Source organism: Mycobacterium sp. 050128 (genome assembly GCF_036409155.1).
In the GTDB taxonomy this organism is placed as follows: Bacteria; Actinomycetota; Actinomycetes; order Mycobacteriales; family Mycobacteriaceae; genus Mycobacterium.
On record NZ_JAZGLW010000001.1, the window covers coordinates 3,476,826 to 3,497,399 of the forward strand.

Annotated in this window: 16 protein-coding genes and 1 pseudogene; 14 read left to right on the forward strand and 3 right to left on the reverse strand. The window is 67.0% G+C overall.

Annotation, left to right across the window (positions count from 1 at the left end; translation table 11 throughout):
• Nucleotides 1-25: 25 nt before the first annotated feature.
• The 8 genes and pseudogenes from SKC41_RS16700 (at nucleotide 26) to SKC41_RS16735 (ending at nucleotide 11,135) form a co-directional block, all read left to right on the forward strand.
• Nucleotides 26-562 carry a transglycosylase family protein gene (locus SKC41_RS16700; RefSeq protein WP_330978580.1) on the forward strand — a complete coding sequence of 179 codons (537 nt, stop codon included), beginning with the start codon at nucleotides 26-28 and terminating at the stop codon, nucleotides 560-562.
• A gap of 111 nt (nucleotides 563-673) precedes the next feature.
• Nucleotides 674-1,930 carry a saccharopine dehydrogenase family protein gene (locus SKC41_RS16705; protein WP_330978581.1) on the forward strand — a complete coding sequence of 419 codons (1,257 nt, stop codon included), beginning with the start codon at nucleotides 674-676 and terminating at the stop codon, nucleotides 1,928-1,930.
• Nucleotides 1,931-2,332: 402 nt separating this feature from the next.
• Entirely contained in the window at nucleotides 2,333-2,962 is a 630-nt protein-coding gene (locus tag SKC41_RS16710) for a LysM peptidoglycan-binding domain-containing protein (RefSeq protein ID WP_330978582.1), read from the forward strand.
• A gap of 84 nt (nucleotides 2,963-3,046) precedes the next feature.
• Nucleotides 3,047-5,704 carry a valine--tRNA ligase gene (locus tag SKC41_RS16715; protein WP_330978583.1) on the forward strand — a complete coding sequence of 886 codons (2,658 nt, stop codon included), beginning with the start codon at nucleotides 3,047-3,049 and terminating at the stop codon, nucleotides 5,702-5,704.
• 27 nt (nucleotides 5,705-5,731) lie between these two features.
• Nucleotides 5,732-7,176, forward strand: a pseudogene (gene folC / locus SKC41_RS16720) (bifunctional tetrahydrofolate synthase/dihydrofolate synthase).
• Nucleotides 7,173-7,550, forward strand: a complete 378-nt coding sequence (locus SKC41_RS16725) for a DUF4233 domain-containing protein (protein ID WP_330978584.1) — start codon at nucleotides 7,173-7,175, stop codon at nucleotides 7,548-7,550. Before folC ends, SKC41_RS16725 begins: the two are co-directional and overlap by 4 nt.
• A gap of 29 nt (nucleotides 7,551-7,579) precedes the next feature.
• On the forward strand, nucleotides 7,580-7,990 hold the full coding sequence (ndk, locus tag SKC41_RS16730) for a nucleoside-diphosphate kinase (RefSeq protein WP_330978585.1): 411 nt from the start codon (nucleotides 7,580-7,582) through the stop codon (nucleotides 7,988-7,990).
• 319 nt (nucleotides 7,991-8,309) lie between these two features.
• Entirely contained in the window at nucleotides 8,310-11,135 is a 2,826-nt protein-coding gene (locus SKC41_RS16735) for an Rne/Rng family ribonuclease (protein WP_330978586.1), read from the forward strand.
• A 4-nt stretch (nucleotides 11,136-11,139) separates the two neighbouring features.
• Here the strand turns inward: SKC41_RS16735 and SKC41_RS16740 are convergent, their stop codons facing one another.
• Complete coding sequence (locus tag SKC41_RS16740) at nucleotides 11,140-12,477, reverse strand: cation:dicarboxylate symporter family transporter (protein ID WP_330978587.1); 1,338 nt, start codon at nucleotides 12,475-12,477, stop codon at nucleotides 11,140-11,142.
• A gap of 312 nt (nucleotides 12,478-12,789) precedes the next feature.
• Here SKC41_RS16740 and rplU point away from each other — a divergent pair, with 312 nt between their 5' ends.
• The 4 genes from rplU to proB are packed head-to-tail and all read left to right on the forward strand — an operon-like array spanning nucleotide 12,790 to nucleotide 16,011.
• Complete coding sequence (gene rplU, locus SKC41_RS16745; protein ID WP_330978588.1) at nucleotides 12,790-13,101, forward strand: 50S ribosomal protein L21; 312 nt, start codon at nucleotides 12,790-12,792, stop codon at nucleotides 13,099-13,101.
• 58 nt (nucleotides 13,102-13,159) lie between these two features.
• Nucleotides 13,160-13,426, forward strand: a complete 267-nt coding sequence (gene rpmA / locus SKC41_RS16750) for a 50S ribosomal protein L27 (RefSeq protein ID WP_330978589.1) — start codon at nucleotides 13,160-13,162, stop codon at nucleotides 13,424-13,426.
• Nucleotides 13,427-13,468: 42 nt separating this feature from the next.
• A complete protein-coding gene (obgE, locus tag SKC41_RS16755) occupies nucleotides 13,469-14,911 on the forward strand; it encodes a GTPase ObgE (RefSeq protein ID WP_330978590.1) in 1,443 nt (480 codons plus the stop codon).
• Nucleotides 14,908-16,011 (forward strand): glutamate 5-kinase, encoded by a 1,104-nt coding sequence (proB, locus tag SKC41_RS16760; RefSeq protein WP_330978591.1) that lies wholly within the window; start codon nucleotides 14,908-14,910, stop codon nucleotides 16,009-16,011. Before obgE ends, proB begins: the two co-directional genes overlap by 4 nt.
• 4 nt (nucleotides 16,012-16,015) lie before the next feature.
• Here the strand turns inward: proB and SKC41_RS16765 are convergent, their stop codons facing one another.
• Nucleotides 16,016-16,666 (reverse strand): TetR/AcrR family transcriptional regulator, encoded by a 651-nt coding sequence (locus tag SKC41_RS16765; protein WP_330978592.1) that lies wholly within the window; start codon nucleotides 16,664-16,666, stop codon nucleotides 16,016-16,018.
• A gap of 94 nt (nucleotides 16,667-16,760) precedes the next feature.
• Here SKC41_RS16765 and SKC41_RS16770 point away from each other — a divergent pair, with 94 nt between their 5' ends.
• Nucleotides 16,761-18,029, forward strand: a complete 1,269-nt coding sequence (locus tag SKC41_RS16770; RefSeq protein WP_330978593.1) for a cytochrome P450 — start codon at nucleotides 16,761-16,763, stop codon at nucleotides 18,027-18,029.
• Here the strand turns inward: SKC41_RS16770 and SKC41_RS16775 are convergent.
• Complete coding sequence (locus tag SKC41_RS16775) at nucleotides 18,026-18,871, reverse strand: SIR2 family NAD-dependent protein deacylase (RefSeq protein ID WP_330978594.1); 846 nt, start codon at nucleotides 18,869-18,871, stop codon at nucleotides 18,026-18,028. The two genes, SKC41_RS16770 and SKC41_RS16775, sit on opposite strands and share 4 nt — an antisense overlap.
• Nucleotides 18,872-18,991: 120 nt before the next feature.
• On the opposite strand from SKC41_RS16775, the gene SKC41_RS16780 reads away from it, so the two are divergent.
• Complete coding sequence (locus SKC41_RS16780) at nucleotides 18,992-20,485, forward strand: FAD-dependent oxidoreductase (protein WP_330978595.1); 1,494 nt, start codon at nucleotides 18,992-18,994, stop codon at nucleotides 20,483-20,485.
• Nucleotides 20,486-20,574 lie beyond the last annotated feature (89 nt).

The following is a 20,574-nucleotide window of genomic DNA, read 5'->3' on the forward strand; positions in this document are numbered from 1 at the left end:
CGCGCGCGCTCGCGAAAGGAACGCTTTGAACAACGTCCGTAAGACGCTCATCCTCGCCGCCATCACAGGTTCGCTGGTGACGCTTCCGTCCGCCAGCGCGAGCGCGGATGTGCCCCCGCCGCCGGCTCCTGACGCCCCGGCGCCCGCCGCGCCGGTGGGCTTCGACGTTCCGCCGCCTCCGGCACCGGACGCCCCACCGCCCGCCCCCGTGGGCTTCGACCCGAACGTCCCGCCGCCTCCGGCGCCGGACGCTCCTCCGCCGCCGCCCGCCCCGGTGGGCTTTGACGCCCCGCCGCCTCCGGCACCGGACGCTCCGGCGCCGATCAAGGCGTACAGCGTGAACTGGGATGCCATCGCGCAGTGCGAGTCGGGTGGCAACTGGGGGATCAGCACCGGCAACGGCTTCGCCGGTGGCCTGCAGTTCACCTCGAGCACCTGGCGTGCCAACGGCGGGTCGGGTTCCCCGGCCGGCGCGAGCCGCGAAGAGCAGATCCGGGTGGCCGAGAACGTCCTGCACTCGCAGGGGATCGGCGCGTGGCCGGTCTGCGGCCGTCGCGGCTGACCTCAAGATGACAGAAAATGCCGGGCCGTTGTGCCCGGCATTTTCTGTTGAGCAAGCGGCGGGTACGCACGGCCACGGAGCAGCCGATGTCGATCCGGTACCGTCGCGACGATGACCGCATCGGGGCGTGAATTCGACATCGTGTTGTACGGGGCGACCGGCTTCGTCGGGAAGCTCACTGCCGAATACCTGGCACGCGCCGGAGCCGGTGCGCGCATCGCCCTGGCCGGCAGGTCGGCGGATCGCTTGCGCGCCGTCCGCGACAGCCTCGGGGAGGCCGCGCAGTCCTGGCCGGTGCTGAACGCCGACGCGGCGTCGCCCGCGACCCTGGACGAGATGGCCGCCCGCACCCAGGTCGTCGTCACCACGGTCGGGCCCTACGCCCGATACGGAATGCCGTTGGTGGCCGCTTGCGCCGCGGCGGGTACCGACTACGCGGATCTGACCGGCGAGCCGATGTTCATCCGCGAGGCCATCGACCTGTATCACAAGCAAGCCGCCGACAACGGTGCCCGCATCGTGCATTGCTGCGGATTCGATTCCGTCCCTTCGGATCTGACGGTGTACGCGCTGTACCGGACGGCACAAGACGACGGCACCGGCGAGCTTGGCGACACCAACTTCGTGATGCGCGCATTGATGGGTGGGTTCTCCGGCGGGACGGTCGCGTCGCTCATGGGCGTGCTGCGAGCCGCGTCCAGCGACTCGGGTGTCCGCAGCCTGCTCGTCGACCCGTACACGCTGAGCACTGATCGGGGCGCCGAACCCGAACTCGGTCGGCAGCCCGATCTGCCCTGGCGGCGCGGTCGCTACATCGCGCCGGAGCTGACCGGAGTCTGGACAGCCGGATTTCTGATGTCGGCGATCAACACCCGAATCGTGCGTCGTAGCAACGCATTACTGGATTGGGCATACGGCCGGCGCTTCCGCTACACCGAACACATGAGCCTGGGCTCGTCGCCGCTGGCGCCGGTGGCGTCGGCCATCATGGCCGGGATCGGCAACGCCTCGTTTGGACTGGGCAGTCGCTACTTCCGGCTGCTGCCGGGCGCGCTGGTGGACCGCATCACACCCAAACCCGGCACCGGTCCGAGTGCAAAAGCGCGCGACCGCGGCTTCTACCGGCTCGAGACGTACACCACCACAATTAGTGGTGCGCGCTATGTGGCGCGAATGGAGCAGCGGGGAGACCCCGGCTACAAGGCGACGGCGGTGTTGCTGGGGGAGTGCGGCCTGGCCCTCGCGCTGGACCGGGACAAGCTCACGGACCTGCGCGGTGTGCTCACTCCGGCGGCCGCGATGGGTGACGTTTTGCTGACCCGGCTGCCCGCTGCCGGCGTGTCGCTGCGGACCGAGCGGCTGGATTAAACCTGCTGTCACAACGGCTTTCGATCGGCACTGTATCGGACTAATGTCGTAGACGACTTGCCTGAACATCCGTGCATCGAGGTGGAGATCCCGATGGCCGGTCTCGATGATCTACGCGCAGATTCCCACAGCCGACCTAGCAAGCAGGCTCGGCGCCGACGAAGGCGAAGTCGACGCGGCAAGGGCGGCGGACTCGGCGACATCCTCGGTGGCCTGCTCGGCGGCACGAAGTAGCTAAGCGCCACATCACGTTTGGAGGCTTGTCCTCGATTTCTGATGGTTTCGATTGCGTCGAGGGAGGTATGCCAGCTCCGACCGATTTTCAGTGCGCGCCCACTCACCGGGCACCGGCAGACGCGTCCGGCGCCATTACGCCGGACTAGATGACGAGAGGGAAAAGCCATGTCAGACACGCTTACTGAAGGACAACAGTTGCAGCGGGGGCAATCGCTCGCCTCCAACAATGGGGCCTACACCCTGACGCTGCAAGACGACGGCAACCTCGTGCTGGCCGCGCGCGGCGAAGCGCTGTGGGCGACGGCGACCAACGGCCAAGACGTGCAGCGCGCCGAGGTGCAGCGGGACGGCAATTTCGTGCTCTACACGTCGGACAAGCCGGTTTGGCACACCGACACCAAGGGCAAGAAGGACGTCCGGCTCGTGCTTCAGGACGACTGCAACCTGGTGCTCTACGCCGCGGACGGACCGGCATGGTCCAGTCACACCGAGACCGACGGTCCGCCACCTCCGGCGCCGGCCGCCGAGCCCGCGGATGTGATGCCCGACACCGCACCCGTCGCCGAGGCCGCCCCGGAGCCGATGTCCGGGCCCGTCGGCGGCACCCCGGACCCCGCGCCGGACGCCGCTCCCGAGCCCACGCCGCGCACGTACACCGTCGTCTCCGGCGACACGATGTGGGCCATCGCGAAGCGGTTTTACGGTGACGGCAGCAAATATCAGGTGATCGCGGACGCGAGCGGCGTCACCGACCCAGACCTGATCCACCCCGGCCAGGTGCTCACGATTCCCTGATCGGGCGGCGGCGCCGAGAGTGACCGAGCACACGCGTGTTCGGGCGCTTACACGCGCGCCCGTCGCGGTTCCTAGAATTGACCGGTGACCGCCAGCCCCCGCTCCGCCGCCGACCTGCCCAAGTCGTGGGACCCCGGCGCGCAGGAGACGGCGATCTACCAGAAGTGGGTGGAAGCCGGTTACTTCAAGGCGGACCCGACTAGTTCCAGGCCCGGGTACTCGATTGTGCTGCCGCCGCCGAACGTCACGGGCAGCCTGCACATGGGCCACGCGCTGGAACACACGATGATGGACGCCCTGACCCGCCGCAAGCGCATGCAGGGATACGAGGTGTTGTGGCAGCCGGGGATGGATCACGCCGGCATCGCGACACAGAGCGTGGTGGAAAAGCAGCTCGCGGTCGACGGCAAAACCAAAGAGGACTTCGGTCGCGAGCTGTTCGTCGACAAGGTCTGGGATTGGAAGCACGAGTCCGGCGGCGCCATCGGCGGCCAGATGCGGCGCCTCGGTGACGGGGTCGATTGGGACCGCGACCGGTTCACGATGGACGAGGGCCTGTCCCGCGCGGTGCGCACGATCTTCAAGCGGCTCTACGACGCGGGGCTTATCTATCAGGCCGAGCGACTGGTCAACTGGTCGCCGGTGCTGGAAACGGCGATCTCGGATCTCGAGGTCAACTACCTCGACGTCGAGGGCGAACTGGTGTCGTTCCGGTATGGCTCGCTCGACGACTCGCAACCGCACATCGTGGTCGCCACCACTCGGGTCGAGACGATGCTCGGCGACACGGCGGTCGCGGTGCATCCCGACGACGAGCGCTACCGCCACCTGGTCGGCACCACGCTGCCGCACCCGTTCATCGATCGGCAGCTGATCATCGTCGCCGACGAGCACGTGGACCCCGAATTCGGTACCGGCGCAGTCAAAGTCACGCCCGCACACGACCCGAACGACTTCGAGATCGGGCTGCGCCACGAGTTGCCGATGATCTCGATCCTCGACACCAAGGGCCGGATCGTAGAAACCGGAACACAATTCGACGGCATGGACCGCTTCGAAGCTCGTGTCGCGGTTCGTGAGGCGCTGGCGGCGCAGGGCCGGGTGGTCGCGGAGAAGCGGCCCTACCTGCACAGCGTGGGGCACTCGGAGCGCAGTGGCGAACCGATCGAGCCCCGGCTGTCGCTGCAGTGGTGGGTCAGGGTGGAATCGCTGGCCAAGGCCGCCGGCGACGCGGTGCGAAACGGGGACACCGTGATTCACCCGGCCAGCCTGGAGCCGCGCTGGTTCGCCTGGGTAGACGACATGCACGATTGGTGCATCTCGCGACAGCTGTGGTGGGGTCACCGCATCCCGATCTGGTACGGACCCGACGGCGAAAAGGTGTGCGTCGGACCGGACGAGACCCCGCCACAGGGCTGGGAGCAAGACCCCGACGTGCTGGACACCTGGTTCTCGTCGGCGCTGTGGCCGTTCTCCACCCTGGGTTGGCCGTCGCAGACTCCCGAGCTGGAAAAGTTCTATCCGACAAGTGTTTTGGTGACCGGATACGACATCCTGTTCTTCTGGGTGGCGCGGATGATGATGTTCGGCACCTTCGTCGGCGGCGACGACGCGATCACCCTCGGCGGCGCCCGCGGCCCGCAGGTACCGTTCACCGACGTCTTCCTGCACGGGCTGATCCGCGACGAGTTCGGCCGCAAAATGAGCAAGTCCAAGGGCAACGTGATCGACCCGCTGGACTGGCTGGAGATGTTCGGGGCCGACGCGCTGCGGTTCACCCTCGCCCGTGGCGCCAGTCCCGGCGGCGACCTGTCCGTCGGCGAGGATGCCGTCCGGGCGTCACGCAACTTCGTCACCAAGCTGTTCAACGCCACCCGCTTCGCGTTACTCAACGGCGTGGCATGGCGCCCTGAAAAGACACTGCCGCCGGTCGGCGAGCTGACCGATGCCGACCGGTGGATCCTGGGGCGGTTGGAAGTGGTTCGCGCCGAAGTGGATTCGGCGTTCGACAGCTACGAGTTCAGCAGGGCCTGCGAGGCGCTCTATCACTTCGCGTGGGACGAATTCTGTGACTGGTATGTCGAAGTGGCGAAGGTGCAGCTCGCCGACGGGCTCACCCACACCACCGCGGTGCTGGCCGCGGGCCTCGACACGCTGCTGCGGTTGCTGCACCCGGTCATCCCGTTTGTTACCGAGGAGCTGTGGCAGGCGTTGACGGGAGAGGAGTCCCTGGTCATCGCCGAGTGGCCGAAGCCGTCCGGCATCAGCCTGGATCCTGTTGCGGTGCAGCGTGTCAGCGATATGCAGCGGCTGGTTACCGAGGTTCGCCGGTTCCGCAGCGACCAGGGTCTGGCGGACCGGCAGAAAGTGCCGGCCCGGCTGGCCGGTGTCGAGGACAGCGATCTGAGCACTCAGGTGTCCGCGGTGACCTCGCTGGCGTGGCTCACCGCGCCGGGCCCCGAGTTCAACCCGTCGGCATCCGTGGAAGTTCGGTTGAACGCCGGCACCGTCGTCGTCGAACTCGACACGTCGAGCACCATCGACGTCGCCGCCGAGCGCCGCCGCCTGGAGAAGGACTTGGCCGCAGCGCAGAAGGAATTGGCTTCCACCGCAGCCAAATTGGATAACCAGGACTTCCTGGCCAAGGCACCGGAACAGGTCGTCACCAAGATCCGCGATCGTCAACGCCTCGCCCAGGAGGAAACCGAGCGCATCAACACCAGGCTGGCCGGGATGCAATGACAGACGAGCCCGACTGGCTCGACGAACCTGGGGCCACCAGCTCTGCTCCGGTGCCGGATGAGGCTCCGACACCCGACGAGATCGCGTCGATGTTGCAGGTCGAGCATCTGCTGGACCAGCGTTGGCCCGAGACGAAAATCGAACCGAGTCTGACCCGTATCAGCGCCCTGATGGATCTGCTCGGCTCGCCGCAGCTCGGCTACCCATCGATCCACGTCGCGGGCACCAACGGTAAAACGTCGGTGGTGCGTATCATCGACGCACTGCTGACCGCGCTGCACCGGCGCACCGGCCGCACCACCAGCCCGCACCTGCAGTCGGCGATCGAACGCATCGCGATCGACGGAAAGCCAATCAGCCCAGCGCAATACGTGGCGACCTACCGGGAGATCGAGCCGTTCGTGCAGATGATCGACGCGCAGTCGCAGGCTGGTGTTTTCGGGGGGCAGGGCCCCCGTATGAGCAAGTTCGAGGTGTTGACCGCGATGGCATTCGCGGCCTTCGCCGATACGCCTGTCGAGGTCGCCGTCGTCGAGGTCGGCATGGGCGGTCGCTGGGATGCCACCAACGTGATCAACGCGCCCGTCGCGGTCATCACTCCGATCGGTATCGACCACGTCGAATACCTCGGTGAGGACATCGCGGGGATCGCCGGCGAGAAGGCGGGCATCATCACCAGAGCCCCGGAAGGCGCGCCCGACACCGTCGCGGTCATCGCGCGCCAAGTGCCGGAGGCGATGGAAGTGATTCTGGCGCAGTCTGTTCCGGCCGACGCAGCTGTCGCGCGTGAGGATTCGGAGTTCGCGGTGCTGGGCCGTCAGATCGCAATCGGCGGCCAGGTGCTGGAGCTGCAGGGCCTCGGCGGGGTGTACTCCGACATGTACCTGCCGCTGCACGGCGAGCACCAGGCGCACAACGCGGTGGTGGCGCTGGCGGCGGTCGAGGCCTTCTTCGGCGCTGGTGCGCAACGTCAGCTCGACGTCGAGGCGGTGCGGGCCGGTTTCGCGGCCGTCACCAGCCCGGGCCGGCTGGAACGCATGCGCAGCGCGCCAACGGTTTTCATCGACGCCGCGCACAATCCCGCCGGCGCGGCCGCGCTCGCGCAGACGCTGGACAGCGAATTCGACTTTCGCTACCTGGTCGGGGTCCTCAGCGTGATGGCCGACAAGGACGTCGACGGCATCCTGGCCGCGCTGGAGCCGGCGTTCGATTCCGTCGTCGTGACCCACAACGGGTCGCCGCGGGCACTGGATGTCGAGGCGCTGTCGCTGGCCGCCCAGCAGCGATTCGGGCCCGACCGGGTGCTGACCGCCGAAAATCTGCGCGACGCGATCGACGTCGCGACCGCGCTGGTCGACGATGCCGCCGCCGAGGGCGAAGCGGAAGAGTTTTCCGGCACCGGAATGGTGATCACCGGCTCGGTGTTCACCGCCGGGGCCGCGCGTACCTTGTTTGGTCGTGACCCCCAATGACCGATAGCGAGCAGAACCCGCCGCCTGCCGACCCCTGGAAGAGTTTCCGGGGCGTGATGGCCGCGACGCTGATCCTGGAGGCGATCGTGGTGCTGCTGGCGATCCCGGTGGTCGGCGCCGTCGGCGGCGGATTGACCTCGGTATCCCTGGGCTACCTGGTCAGCGTGGCCGGGCTGCTCATCGTGCTGTGCGGTGTGCAGGGCAGGCCCTGGGCGATTTGGGTTAACCTCAGCGTCCAGCTCGTCGTCCTGGCCGGGTTCGCGGTGTACCCGGGCGTCGGATTCATCGGTGTGCTGTTCGCCGGACTGTGGCTGCTGATCGCGTACTTCCGCGCCGAGGTCCGCCGGCGTCAGGGGCCAACGCCGCCGGGCTGAGTCGCGATTCTTTCGGTACGCTGACCGCCGTGACGGAACGGACCCTGGTTCTGATCAAGCCCGACGGCGTCGAACGGCGGCTGATCGGTGAGATCATCAGCCGCATCGAGCGCAAGGGCCTCGCGATCGTGGCGCTCGAGCTGCGCAGCGTAAGCAAAGAGCTGGCCACGCAGCACTACGCCGAGCACGACGGTAAGCCGTTCTTCGAGTCGCTACTCGACTTCATCACGTCGGGACCGGTGGTGGCGGCGATCGTCGAGGGACCGCGCGCCATTGCGGCGTTTCGGCAGCTCGCCGGTGGTACCGACCCGGTGGAGAAGGCCACTCCGGGCACAATCCGTGGCGATTTCGGGCTGGAAACGCAGCTGAATCTGGTGCACGGATCCGATTCGGTCGATTCGGCCAAGCGCGAAATCGCGCTATGGTTTCCGGGCGCTTAGGGCCCTAGACCCCCACCCCGTGGCCGGGGTTCCAGGTCAGGCTCGTTTGGGCCCGCGGCGTGATGTGGGATACTGACTGCGGGTGAACGTCGCCGGACCGGCGTCAGACACTCGAATGAAGACTTAGACAAGCGCGACCATTGCCAGCTCGCGATGTTGCGCGGCATGTCAGGCCGACATTCAGCACGGCGCCGAGTGGGTTCAAGCCGAGTCCCTCGGAGCAAGACCATCACAAGTCCGGGAGAAGTGACCCGGGCACATAGCGAAGCCCTCGCGTGGCCGCGTCGACATGACGCGCCCGGGGGCTTGAGGAGAATACGTGATAGACGGTGACCAAACTTCAGGTCCTTCACCTACGCCGGCTCAGGAAGACCTGCCGGATCGTTTGAGAGTCCACTCCCTGGCACGAGCGCTGGGAACCACCAGCAAGCGGGTGGTCGACGCGCTCAGCGCGCTGGACGGACGCATCCGCAGCGCGCATTCCGGTGTGGACTACGAGGACGCGATTCGGGTGCGTGATCTGCTGTCGCCCCGGCCCCCGGAGAACTTCGTGGCCTTCAGCAGCGCCGAGGTCGGCTCACCCGGGACATCCGAGGCTCGGGTGACGGTCGAGAACACGATCGACCGCCCCGCGTACATGCCGCTGTTCGTGGCGCCACAGCCCGTCGCGACCGACGTTCAAGCCCGCGCTGACGACAGCACCGACACCGACGCCGACGACGATTCCGATGACGGTGACGACGACGAGGAACAGGCCGATCGGCCGGCTAACCGGCGCCGCCGCCGGGGCCGGCGCGGCCGCGGCCGCGGCCGTGGCGACCAGGGCGGGCCCGACCAGGACGACGACGGTGACGGCGAGCAGCGCGGCCAGAAATCCGCTGACTCGGACGACGACTCTGACGACCCCGACGACCAGGACTCGGATGACTCCGACGACGACAACGGCGCCGATGACGGTTCGCCGGACGCCGCCACCCGGCGCCGTCGCAGGCGTCGTCGTCGCAAGTCGGGTTCGGGTGACGACAACGACGACAGCTCCGCACCGGACGATCCGCCGAACACCGTGGTGCACGAGCGAGCGCCGCGCGGCAAGGGCGGCTCCTCCGACGACGGCAGGGGCAACAACGGCTCGAGCAATGCCGAGATCAAGGGCATCGATGGGTCGACGCGGCTAGAGGCCAAGCGGCAGCGCCGGCGCGACGGACGCGACGCCGGACGGCGCCGCCCGCCCGTGCTCACCGAGGCCGAATTCCTGGCGCGCCGCGAGGCCGTCGAACGGGTCATGGTGGTGCGCGACCGGGTTCGCACCGACCCGCCGCACCCGGGTGCGCGCTACACACAGATCGCCGTGCTCGAAGACGGCATCGTCGTCGAGCATTTCGTGACGTCGGCGGCGTCGGCGTCGCTGGTCGGCAACATCTACCTCGGCATCGTGCAGAACGTGCTGCCCTCGATGGAGGCGGCCTTCGTCGACATCGGTCGCGGCCGCAACGGCGTGTTGTACGCCGGCGAGGTCAACTGGGAGGCCGCGGGGCTGGGCGGGGCCGAGCGCAAGATCGAGAAGGCGCTCAAGCCAGGCGATTATGTCGTCGTCCAGGTCAGCAAGGACCCGGTCGGCCACAAGGGCGCACGGTTGACCACCCAGGTCTCGCTGGCCGGCCGCTACCTGGTTTATGTGCCGGGCGCGTCGTCGACCGGGATCAGCCGCAAGCTGCCCGACACCGAACGCCAGCGTCTCAAGGAGATCCTGCGTGAGGTGGTGCCGTCCAACGCCGGCGTGATCATCCGGACCGCGTCCGAGGGTGTCAAAGAGGAGGACATCCGCCACGATGTCACCCGCCTGCAGGAGCGGTGGGAGCAGATCGAGGCCAAGGCGGGCGAGACCAAAGGCAAGGCCGCCGGCGCGGCGGTCGCGCTCTACGAAGAGCCCGACGTGTTGGTCAAGGTCATCCGCGACTTGTTCAACGAGGACTTCGCCGGTCTCATCGTCTCCGGCGACGACGCGTGGAACACCATCAACGACTATGTGAATTCCGTTGCGCCCGATCTGGTTTCGAAGCTCACGAAATACGAGCCCCCGGCCGGAGCGGAAGGGCAGCCCGGGCCGGACGTCTTCGCGGTGCACCGCATTGACGAGCAGCTGACCAAGGCGATGGAGCGCAAGGTGTGGCTGCCTTCGGGCGGCACGCTGGTCATCGACCGGACCGAGGCAATGACGGTGGTCGACGTCAACACCGGCAAGTTCACCGGATCCGGCGGCAACCTCGAGCAGACGGTCACCAAGAACAACCTCGAGGCGGCCGAGGAGATCGTGCGTCAGCTGCGGCTGCGTGACATCGGCGGCATCGTGGTCATCGACTTCATCGACATGGTGCTCGAGTCCAACCGCGACCTGGTGCTGCGCCGGCTCACCGAGTCGCTGGCCCGGGACCGCACCCGCCACCAGGTGTCCGAGGTGACATCGCTCGGCCTGGTGCAATTGACCCGCAAGCGCCTGGGAACCGGTCTGATCGAGGCGTTTTCGACGTCGTGCCCGAACTGCGGCGGTCGCGGGATCCTGCTGCACGCCGACCCGGTCGACTCGGCCCCGGCGAACGGGCGCAAGTCTGAGTCGGGCGGCGGCCGTCGCGGCAAGCGGTCGAAGAAGAACCGATCCGAAGAGCCCGCCGATCAGCCCGCCGTCGCCAAGGTGCCAGCGCATGCGCCGGGTGAGCATCCGATGTTCAAGGCGATGGCCACCCGCGACAACGGTGACGCCGACGAGGCCGGCGAGGACGTCGCCACCGAGATCGACGAGCAGACCCAGGTGGAGGGTCCCGCCGACCTCGAGGACGCCGACTCCGATGCCTTCGAGGACGACGACACCGATCAGGACACCGACGACGTCGATGAGGAGGACTCGGCCGACGAGGACCTCGACGACGAGGATCTCGACGATGACGACGAAGACCTCGACGACGACGAGGATCTCGACCTTGTCGATGAGGACGAGGATTTGGACGACGACGAGGATTCGGACGACGACGAGGACTCGGACGATGAAAACGGTTCGGCTAACGGGGCCGACGCCGACTCGGGCTTCGGACGTCCACGCCGCCGGCGCGCGGCGGGCCGGCCGGCAGGTCCGCCCATCCACGCTGACTAACCCGTCACGCGGCGGCGGCCTGGCGCGCGGGAGGCGGCTCTTCGTGGGGCTCGTCGATCATGGTTAGCTCGTCGAACGGGTCGCGATCGTGCAACACCGCGTCGAGCTTGGCCCGGTCGATGGTCTTGGTCCAGATGCCGACCAGGACCGTCGCGACGGCATTGCCGGAGAAGTTGGTGACCGCGCGGCCTTCCGACATGAACCGGTCGATCCCGACCAGCAACCCGGTGCCACCGAGCAGGTCGAGGCGATGCAGCCCTTCGGCCAGCGTTGCCAGGCCGGCACCGCTGATGCCCGCGGCGCCCTTGGACGCGACCATCATGTACAGCAATAGCCAGAGCTGGTCGTGCAAGCCCAGCGGATGGCCGAGTGCGTCGGCAATGAACAGGGTGGCCATGGTCAGGTAGATCGCGGTGCCGTCGAGGTTGAACGAATAGCCGATCGGCACCACCACGCCGACGGTGCCGCGGTCGATACCCAGGTGTTCCATCTTGGCGATCAGTCGCGGCAGCGCCGGCTCCGAGGAGGAGGTCGCGAAGATCAGCAGGTATTCGCGGGCCAGGTAGCGCACCAGCCGGAAGATCGACACTCCCGACCCGACCCGCAGCAGCACGCCGAGCACACCGAAGACGAACACCGCGCAGGTCAGATAGAACGCGCCGACCATCAGCGACAGGCTCATGATCGCGCGCCAGCCCGTAGAGCCCACGACGTTGGCGATCGCGCCGAATGCCCCGACCGGCGCCAGCCACAGCACCATCCCGAGCACCTTGAATACCAGCTTCTGCAGGTGGCCGATACCGACCAGGATGGGTTCGCCCGCCGTGCCCATCGACTGGATCGCAAAGCCGACCAACAACGCGACGAATAGCGCCTGCAGCACGTTGCCTTCGGTCAAAGCGGTCAGCAGCGACGTCGGGACGACGTGGTGAATGAGATCGGCGAAGCCGCCGGGGTGGTCCACGTGTTCGACAGGTGGGGCGCTCACTGCCAGCGCGCCATCGGGCCGGTGTAACCGGCTGCCCAGCTGCAACAGGTTGCCCACCACCAGCCCGATGCCCAGCGCCGCCGAGGAGACGACCAGAAAGACGCCGAATGCCAGCGCCCCGATCTTCCCGATCGCCTGGGCTTTGCCCATGCTGCCAATGCCCAGCACGATCGTGCAGAAGACGATCGGCGAGACCAACATCTTCATCAGGCTGAGGAACATCGTGCCGAGTAGCCCGACGCTCTTGCCGGCCTCGGGTGCGGCCAACCCGACGATCACACCGACCACGACGGCGGCGGCGACCGCGAAATACAGCCAACGGGTGCGGTCAAGGCGGTTGCTGGCCGTCGGCATCGACAGATTCTACGTGGACGGCCCGCCGTCGGGAGTTAGCTAAAAGGTAACAAACACCTGAACAGAGCGATTCTTGTCGTTGCCAGGTTCCATCTCGGGTGACCGTGGATCAGGCCTGGAGCCTGCCGCGGCTCGCCCGGGTGCTGGTTTGACCCTGTAGCCGCTGGTCACGTACCCTTGGACAGTTGTCGTCACGCCGGGCAGCTGACTTCGGCGGACGACAGGCGGGAAGATTCTCCCGCTCCCCAGACCCACCACGCGCATCGCAGTTTGCACGCGCGCGGAAGACGTAAGGAAGAGGCAGGAGCAACGATGGCGACCTACGCAATCGTCAAGACCGGTGGCAAGCAGTACAAGGTTGCCGTCGGTGACGTGGTCAAGGTCGAGAAGCTCGAATCCGAGCCCGGCGCCCAGGTGTCGCTGCCGGTGGCGCTGGTGGTTGACGGTGCGACCGTCACTTCCGACGCTGCCGCGCTGGCCAAGGTAGCCGTGACCGGCGAGGTGCTCGAGCACACCAAGGGCCCGAAGATCCGTATCCACAAGTTCAAGAACAAGACCGGCTACCACAAGCGCCAGGGTCACCGACAGCGGTTGACGGTCCTGAAGGTCACCGGAATCGCGTGACGAGCCGTCCGGCGAAGAACAGACAAGAACCGACAGCACTGAGCGGAGGCTCATAGACATGGCACACAAGAAGGGCGCTTCCAGCTCGCGCAACGGTCGCGACTCCGCCGCTCAGCGGCTGGGCGTCAAGCGATTCGGCGGCCAGATCGTCAAGGCCGGCGAAATCATCGTCCGCCAGCGTGGCACCCACATCCACCCCGGCGTCAACGTCGGCCGTGGCGGGGATGACACGTTGTTCGCCAAGGAAGCCGGCGCCGTCGAGTTCGGCGTCAAGCGCGGACGTAAGACCGTCAACATCATCGCAGCCGGGCAGACCACCGACTGAGGTCGCTGCGCCCGTGCATGCGGGTAGCTGAGAGGACCCCCGATGCCTCGGTTTGTCGATCGAGTCGTCATCCACGCCCGAGCGGGCTCCGGCGGTAACGGCTGCGCCTCGGTTCATCGCGAGAAGTTCAAGCCGCTCGGCGGCCCCGACGGCGGGAATGGCGGCCGCGGCGGCAGCATCGTCTTTGTTGTGGATCCCGCCGTCCACACGCTGCTGGATTACCATTTCCGCCCGCACGTCACCGCTCCCAACGGCAAGCAGGGGGCGGGCAGCAACCGCGACGGCGCATCCGGTGCGGATCTGGAAGTCAAGGTCCCCGACGGCACCGTCGTGCTGGACGAAAACGGCCGCCTGCTAGCCGATTTGGTCGGTGCGGGCACCCGCTTCGAAGCGGCCGCGGGCGGCCGTGGTGGGCTGGGCAACGCGGCGCTCGCCTCCCGTGCGCGCAAGGCACCCGGCTTCGCGCTGCTGGGCGAGCCAGGCCAGGCCCGCGACCTCACCCTCGAGCTCAAGACCGTCGCGGATGCCGGGCTGGTCGGCTTTCCGTCGGCGGGCAAGTCGTCGCTGGTATCGGTGATCTCGGCGGCCAAACCCAAGGTCGCCGACTATCCGTTCACCACACTGGTTCCCAATCTCGGCGTCGTCTCGGCCGGCGAGCAGTCGTTCACCGTGGCCGACGTGCCCGGCTTGATCCCGGGCGCGTCGCAAGGCCGCGGCCTGGGGCTGGATTTCCTGCGCCACATCGAGCGATGCGCGGTGCTGGTGCATGTCGTCGACTGCGCCACCGCCGAGCCCGGCCGCGACCCGATCTCCGACATCGACGCGCTGGAAGCCGAACTCGCCGCCTACACGCCGACTCTGCAAGGCGATACTGCGCTGGTCGACCTGGCCGAGCGGCCGCGGGCGGTGGTACTCAACAAGATTGACGTACCCGAGGCGCGTGAGCTTGCCGAGTTCGTCCGCGACGAGATCGCCGAGCGCGGCTGGCCGGTGTTCCTGGTGTCGACAGTAACTCGGGAAGGGTTGCAGCCGTTGATCTTTGGGCTGCAGAAGATGATATCGGAGTACAACGCCTCGCGACCGGCGCCGGTAGCGCGACGCCCGGTGATCCGCCCGGTGCCCGTGGATGACAGCGGTTTCACCGTCGAGCCCGACGGGGAAGGCGGTTTCGTGGTCACCGGGGCCCGGCCCGAGCGCTGGATCGGCCAGACCAATTTCGACAACGACGAAGCGGTGGGCTATCTGGCCGACCGCCTCGCGCGCCTAGGCGTCGAGGAGGAGCTGTTGCGGCTGGGCGCACGGCCCGGCTGCGCGGTGACCATCGGCGAGATGACATTCGACTGGGAGCCGCAAACACCAGCGGGCCAACAGGTTCCGCTGACGGGCCGCGGCACCGACGTACGGCTGGAACGCACCGAGCGCATCGGCGCCGACGAACGCAAGGCCGCCCGGCGTCGGCGGCGCGAACGCGGTGACGAGCTTTGAGTGCCCATCGCGAAGCCATCCGCACCGCTCGCAGTCTGGTCGTCAAGATTGGGACCAACGCGCTGACCACACCGTCCGGGGTGTTCGACGGGGGCCGGCTGGCCGGCCTGGCCGATGCGATCGAGGCGCGCATGAAGGCGGGCACAGACGTCGTCATCGTGTCCTCGGGTGCTATCGCCGCCGGCATCGAGCCGCTCGGATTATCCCGTCGTCCAAAGGACTTGGCGACCAAGCAGGCCGCGGCCAGCGTGGGCCAGGTCGCGCTGGTGAACGCGTGGAGTGCCGCGTTCGCTCGCTACGGTCGTACGGTCGGGCAGGTACTGCTGACCGCGCATGACATTTCGATGCGGGCCCAGCACACCAACGCCCAGCGCACCCTGGACCGGTTGCGCGCGCTGCGGGCGGTGGCGATCGTCAACGAAAACGACACGGTGGCCACCAACGAGATCCGGTTCGGCGATAACGACCGCCTGTCGGCGCTGGTGGCTCACCTGGTGGGCGCCGAGGCGCTGGTGCTGCTCTCCGACATCGACGGCCTCTACGACAAGGATCCGCGAAAGACCAAGGGAGCCCACTTCATTCCCGAGGTGGCCGCATCGTCGGACCTTGTCGGTGTGGTGGCCGGTCCGGGCAGCGCGTTGGGCACCGGCGGCATGGCGTCGAAGATGTCCTCGGCGCTGCTGGCCGCCGATGCCGGGGTGCCGGTGCTGCTGGCCGCGGCGTCGGATGCCGCGACGGCGCTCACGGACGCCTCGTCGGGCACGGTGTTCGCCGCCCGGCCCGCGCGGATGTCGGCCCGCCGGTTCTGGGTGCGCTATGCCGCCGAGTCCACCGGTTCGCTCAGCCTCGACGCGGGCGCAGTGCGTGCGGTGGTGCAGCAACGCCGCTCCCTGCTGGCCGCCGGCATCACTGCGGTGACGGGCCGGTTCTACGGGGGCGACGTCGTCGAATTGCACGGACCGGACGCGACCATGGTGGCCCGCGGCGTGGTCGCCTACGACGCGGCCGAGCTGGCGACCATGATGGGACGGTCGACCTCCGAGCTGCCCGACGAGCTGCGCCGGCCCGCGGTGCATGCCGACGACCTGGTCGCCGTCTGACGCATCAGGGCGCTGACAGCGGCTTGAGATACAAAGTGGCCCAGATGATTTCGGACAACGTCGTGGCCAGTTCGGCGTCATAGGAGCTCGGCGCGCCCGGCAGATTCTGCTGGCACGCCCGCTCGGCCATCCACGTCAAAGCGCTGGCCGTGGTGGCCGCGGATAGCTCCGGGCGGATCGAACCGTCGGCCTGGCCCTCGTCGATCACGCGGGTCAATCGCCCGGTGATCGCGGTCAACAGATTGCGGTACGTCGCGCCGACTACCGGGTCGTAGCCCGACATTTCGTTCAGCGCGACGAGCACCGGCTGATGGCGGCGATAGCTGGCCACCAGGCTCGTCATGGCCGCGCGCACATCGGCCGGATCGTGGCGTCCCGCTACGCTCCACCACCGATTCGCGCTTTCAGCCAGATCGGCGAACACCTGGCCGGCGAGCCGGCGCAGCAGGTGGCCCTTGTCCTCGAAGTAGATGTAGAAGCTCGCCCGCGAGATCCCGGCCTCCGTCGACAGCCGGTCCACGCTGAGCTCGGTGAAACTGGCCCCGCCGAGCATCAGCCGCTCGGTGGCGTCGAGCAGGCGGCGCTCCATCTCCTCACGCCGCTGCTGGCGCGACTGCTCGCGCCTGGGCTGCGGCTTGCGGGTAACCGAGGGCATTTGCCGAGCATAACCGACATTTCAACATCTTGACTAGACATAGTGTCTAGGCATAATGTTCGACGCAGTTTGATGACGTGATGGAGGGCAAACGATGGCAGTACTGACCGGGCGGTCCGGCCGTCCACGCGCCTACGACGCGATTGATCTGTCCTCGCGCGAGTTCTGGTCGACGACGGCCGCCGACCGGGAGCGCTCGTTTGCGGTGTTGCGGGCCGAGCGGCCGGTGAGCTGGCATCCCCCCGTCCAAGACGCCCTGATGCCGGACCCCGACGACCCCGGCTATTGGGCGGTCACCCGGCGCGCGGACATCGTCACGGTCAGCCGCGACAGCGACGCCTTCCTGTCCGGCCAGGGGGTGATGTTCGAGAGCATTCCGGTGGAGCTGCTCGAGGCGTCCCAGTCGTTCCTGGCGATGGACCCGCCGCGGCACACCAAGCTGCGCAAGCTCGCCCACGCCGCGTTCACGCCGCGGCAGGTCCGCCGCATCGAGGAATCGATCCAGGCGAACGCGAAGACGATCGTGGCGGAGCTCCGCGACGCCGGCAGCGGCGCGGATTTCGTCGACCTCTGCGCCAAGGAGCTGCCCATCCGCACGCTGTCGGACATGGTGGGCATCCCGGAGTCCGAGCGCGAGCGCATGGCCCACGCCACCGACGCGCTGGTGTCGTGGGCCGACCCCGACTTTCTCAATGGGCGCCCCGCACTGGAGGTCATCTTCGAACAGCAGATGTACCTGCACCAGGTCGTCGGCACGCTGGCCGCGCAGCGCCGCGAGAAGCCGGGCGAAGACCTCATCAGCAGCCTGGTGCATGCCGAGGTGGACGGCGACCGGTTGACCGACGCGGAGGTGGCCGCGTTCTTTGTGTTGCTTTCGGTGGCGGGCAATGACACCACGCGTCAGACCATGAGCCACACCATGAAAGCGCTCACTGACTTCCCGGACCAAAGAGCTTGGCTGCTAGCTGATTACGAGAACAGGATCGGCGTGGCGGTTGAGGAGTTCGTTCGTTGGGCGACACCGGTCATGACCTTCCGCCGCACGGCGGCAACCGATTTCGAGCTCGGCGGCCAGAGGATCGCGGCGGGCGAGAAGGTGGTGATGTTCTATTCGTCGGGCAACTGGGACACCGATGCCTTCCAGCACCCGGATCAATTCCAGTTGGGCCGCAGCCCCAATTCCCATGTCGGATTCGGCGGCGGCGGACTGCATTTCTGCCTCGGTGCCCACGTGGCGCGCGCGCAACTGCGCGCCTTCTTCGGTGAGCTGCTGCGTCAGCTGCCCGACATTCAGGCGAGCGAGGCGACGTACGTGGCGGGTAACTTCGTGCACGCCGTGCGCAGCCTGCCCTGCACGTTTTAGTGCAGGGCCAGCGGCGCCAGCTCGTCGGCAAGCAGCACCAGCAGTTCCGAGCACCCGCCGTCGAGTTTGACGGTGGCCAGTTCGTCACCGCGGGTGGGTCCGCGGTTGACGATGGCGACCGGGATGCCGCGTGCGGCAGCGTGCCGCACGAATCGGTAGCCGGAGAATACGGTCAGCGAAGATCCAGCGACCAGCAGCGCGTCCGACTCATCAATCAGTGAAAAAGCTTGTATCACAGTATCTTTAGGAACGCTTTCGCCGAAGTAGACGATGTCGGGCTTGAGCATGCCGGTGCAGCGCGGACAGTCCAGATAGTGAAATGACGTGGTATCGGCGACGACGGCGTCGGCGTCGGGTGCCACCGCCAGGCCACCGATGGCCTCGGCGCGTTCGATGAATCCCGGGTTGAGTGCCTCGAGTTCGTCGGCCAACGCGGCGCGACTCGTGGTGTGGCCGCAGCTCAGGCAGATCACCTGCGCGTAGGTGCCGTGCAGATTGATCACGTTGGCACTGCCGGCCTTGGTGTGCAGCAGATCGACGTTTTGGGTGACCACGCCGGTCACCACCCCGGCAAGCTCTAGCGCGGCCAGCGCCCGATGCCCCGCATTCGGCTGCGTCGCGTCCATGTGCCGCCAGCCCACGTGGTTTCGGGCCCAGTACCGCTGCCGGAACGCCGGATCCGAGGTGAACTGACGAATCGTCATCGGGTTACTTGGTGGCGAATCTGGTCCCCGGTAGTCGGGAATGCCCGAGTCGGTGGAAATCCCCGCGCCGGTCAGCACCGCGATCCGGCGTCCAGCCAACAGCGCGACCAGTTCCGGAGATTCGGGTTGGCGAGGCACGTATTCGAGAGTACGGGCCCATCAACCAGCGATGCCGACGCCAGTGGGGTAGTCGACTACTCATCCCGGTAGTGCGGGCGCGTACCGATAATTGACGCCTCTGCACGGAAAGGCGGGATCATGTCCGAATCCCAGTCGCCGCGGGTGGAAACCTGCGACCTTTGCATCATCGGAGCCGGCATCGCCGGGCTGAACGCTCTGTTCGCGGCCAGCCGGTACCTGTCGCGGGACCAGAAGGTGATCCTGCTCGATCGTCGGCCGCGCCCGGGCGGCATGTGGGTCGATGTGTATTCGTATGTGCGCCTGCATCAACCGCATCCGATGTTTACCGCGGGAAACATCGAGTGGACCCTCAACCAGGACCGCGCTCACCTGGCGACCAAAAGGGAGGTGCTCGATCACCTTCGGTACTGCGTCGACGTGATCGCCGAACGCGTGCCGGTCGACGAGTACTTCGGCTGGGAATTCGAGTCTCAGGAGGAAGCGAACGGAGTCGTGCGGGCCACCTGTCGGGCTGCTGACGGCCGGATGCTCGTGGTGGAGGCCAAGCGATTGATCAAGGCGTTTGGTCTAGCAGTCACGCCCAACCAACCTCTGGACATCTCCAGCAAACGGGTCCATTCGGTGTCGCCTGACTATTGCGACATCCGGTCGGGCGACATCAGGGAAAGCCGTGCGCCGGTGTGGATCATCGGTGGCGGGAAGACCGCGATGGACACCGCTCACGCACTGATTACGGCCTACCCCGGTCGCGAGGTCAATCTGGTCGCCGGCCGAGGAACATTCTTCTCCAGCCGCGACCGGCTCTTACCGAGTGGCTCCCGGAGGTGGTGGACGGGCGCCGTGCCGAGCACTGTTGCCGCCCAGCTGAGTCGCCGGTTCGACGGCACGAACGAATCGGAGGTCCAGGATTGGTACCGCGCAACCTATGGGACGTTCTTGACGCCGCAATCGGACAACTTTGTGTTGGGGGTGTTGTCGGAGGCGGAGAACGACACGATCTCCGCCGGTCTCAACGATGTCGTCATGGACTATCTCGAAGATGTCGTCGATTGCAACGGCACGACCGAGTTGCTACTCCGAAGCGGGTCGACGAAGACGATCGAGCCGGGCAGCTGGGTGGTCAACTGCACGGGATACCTCAAAGTCACCGATGGACACCCGTACGAGCCCTACGTTTCGCCCAGTGGCGCAGTCGTTTCGATCAATGTGCGCTCGGCTGTCCTGCATCTGCCCGCATTCATGGGGTACTTCCTGGGTCATCTGCTGTTCTTGGACAAGCTCCGGGAGATCCCACTTTATGAACTCGACTGGCAGGGACTCAGGGACAAGGCGCCGATGGCATTCCCATATGTGCTTTTCGCGCTCGTCCAGCACAACCTCAGCCTGATCTATGACAACGTCCCACGAGCTGTGTTCAGCGAGAACTGTCTTGATTTCGACAAGTGGTACCCGCTGCCGCGCCGCTTGCCGGGCCTGGCACGGTTCGTGTTGACACACCGCCGCGAACGCGAGCGGCAGCGCCGTGTTCTCAATACGGTGCGGGAGCGATTCGACATCCGTTGCGGGCCAATCAGTGAGCAACGCATATCGCGCGCCAAAATGTACCGGTGAGAGTTCGGCGGTGCCCGGCCGCCCCATCGGGGCAGCGCGGGGAATATGTTGGCACATCGAATATTTCGCGGTCTCGTTGATTCACGGCA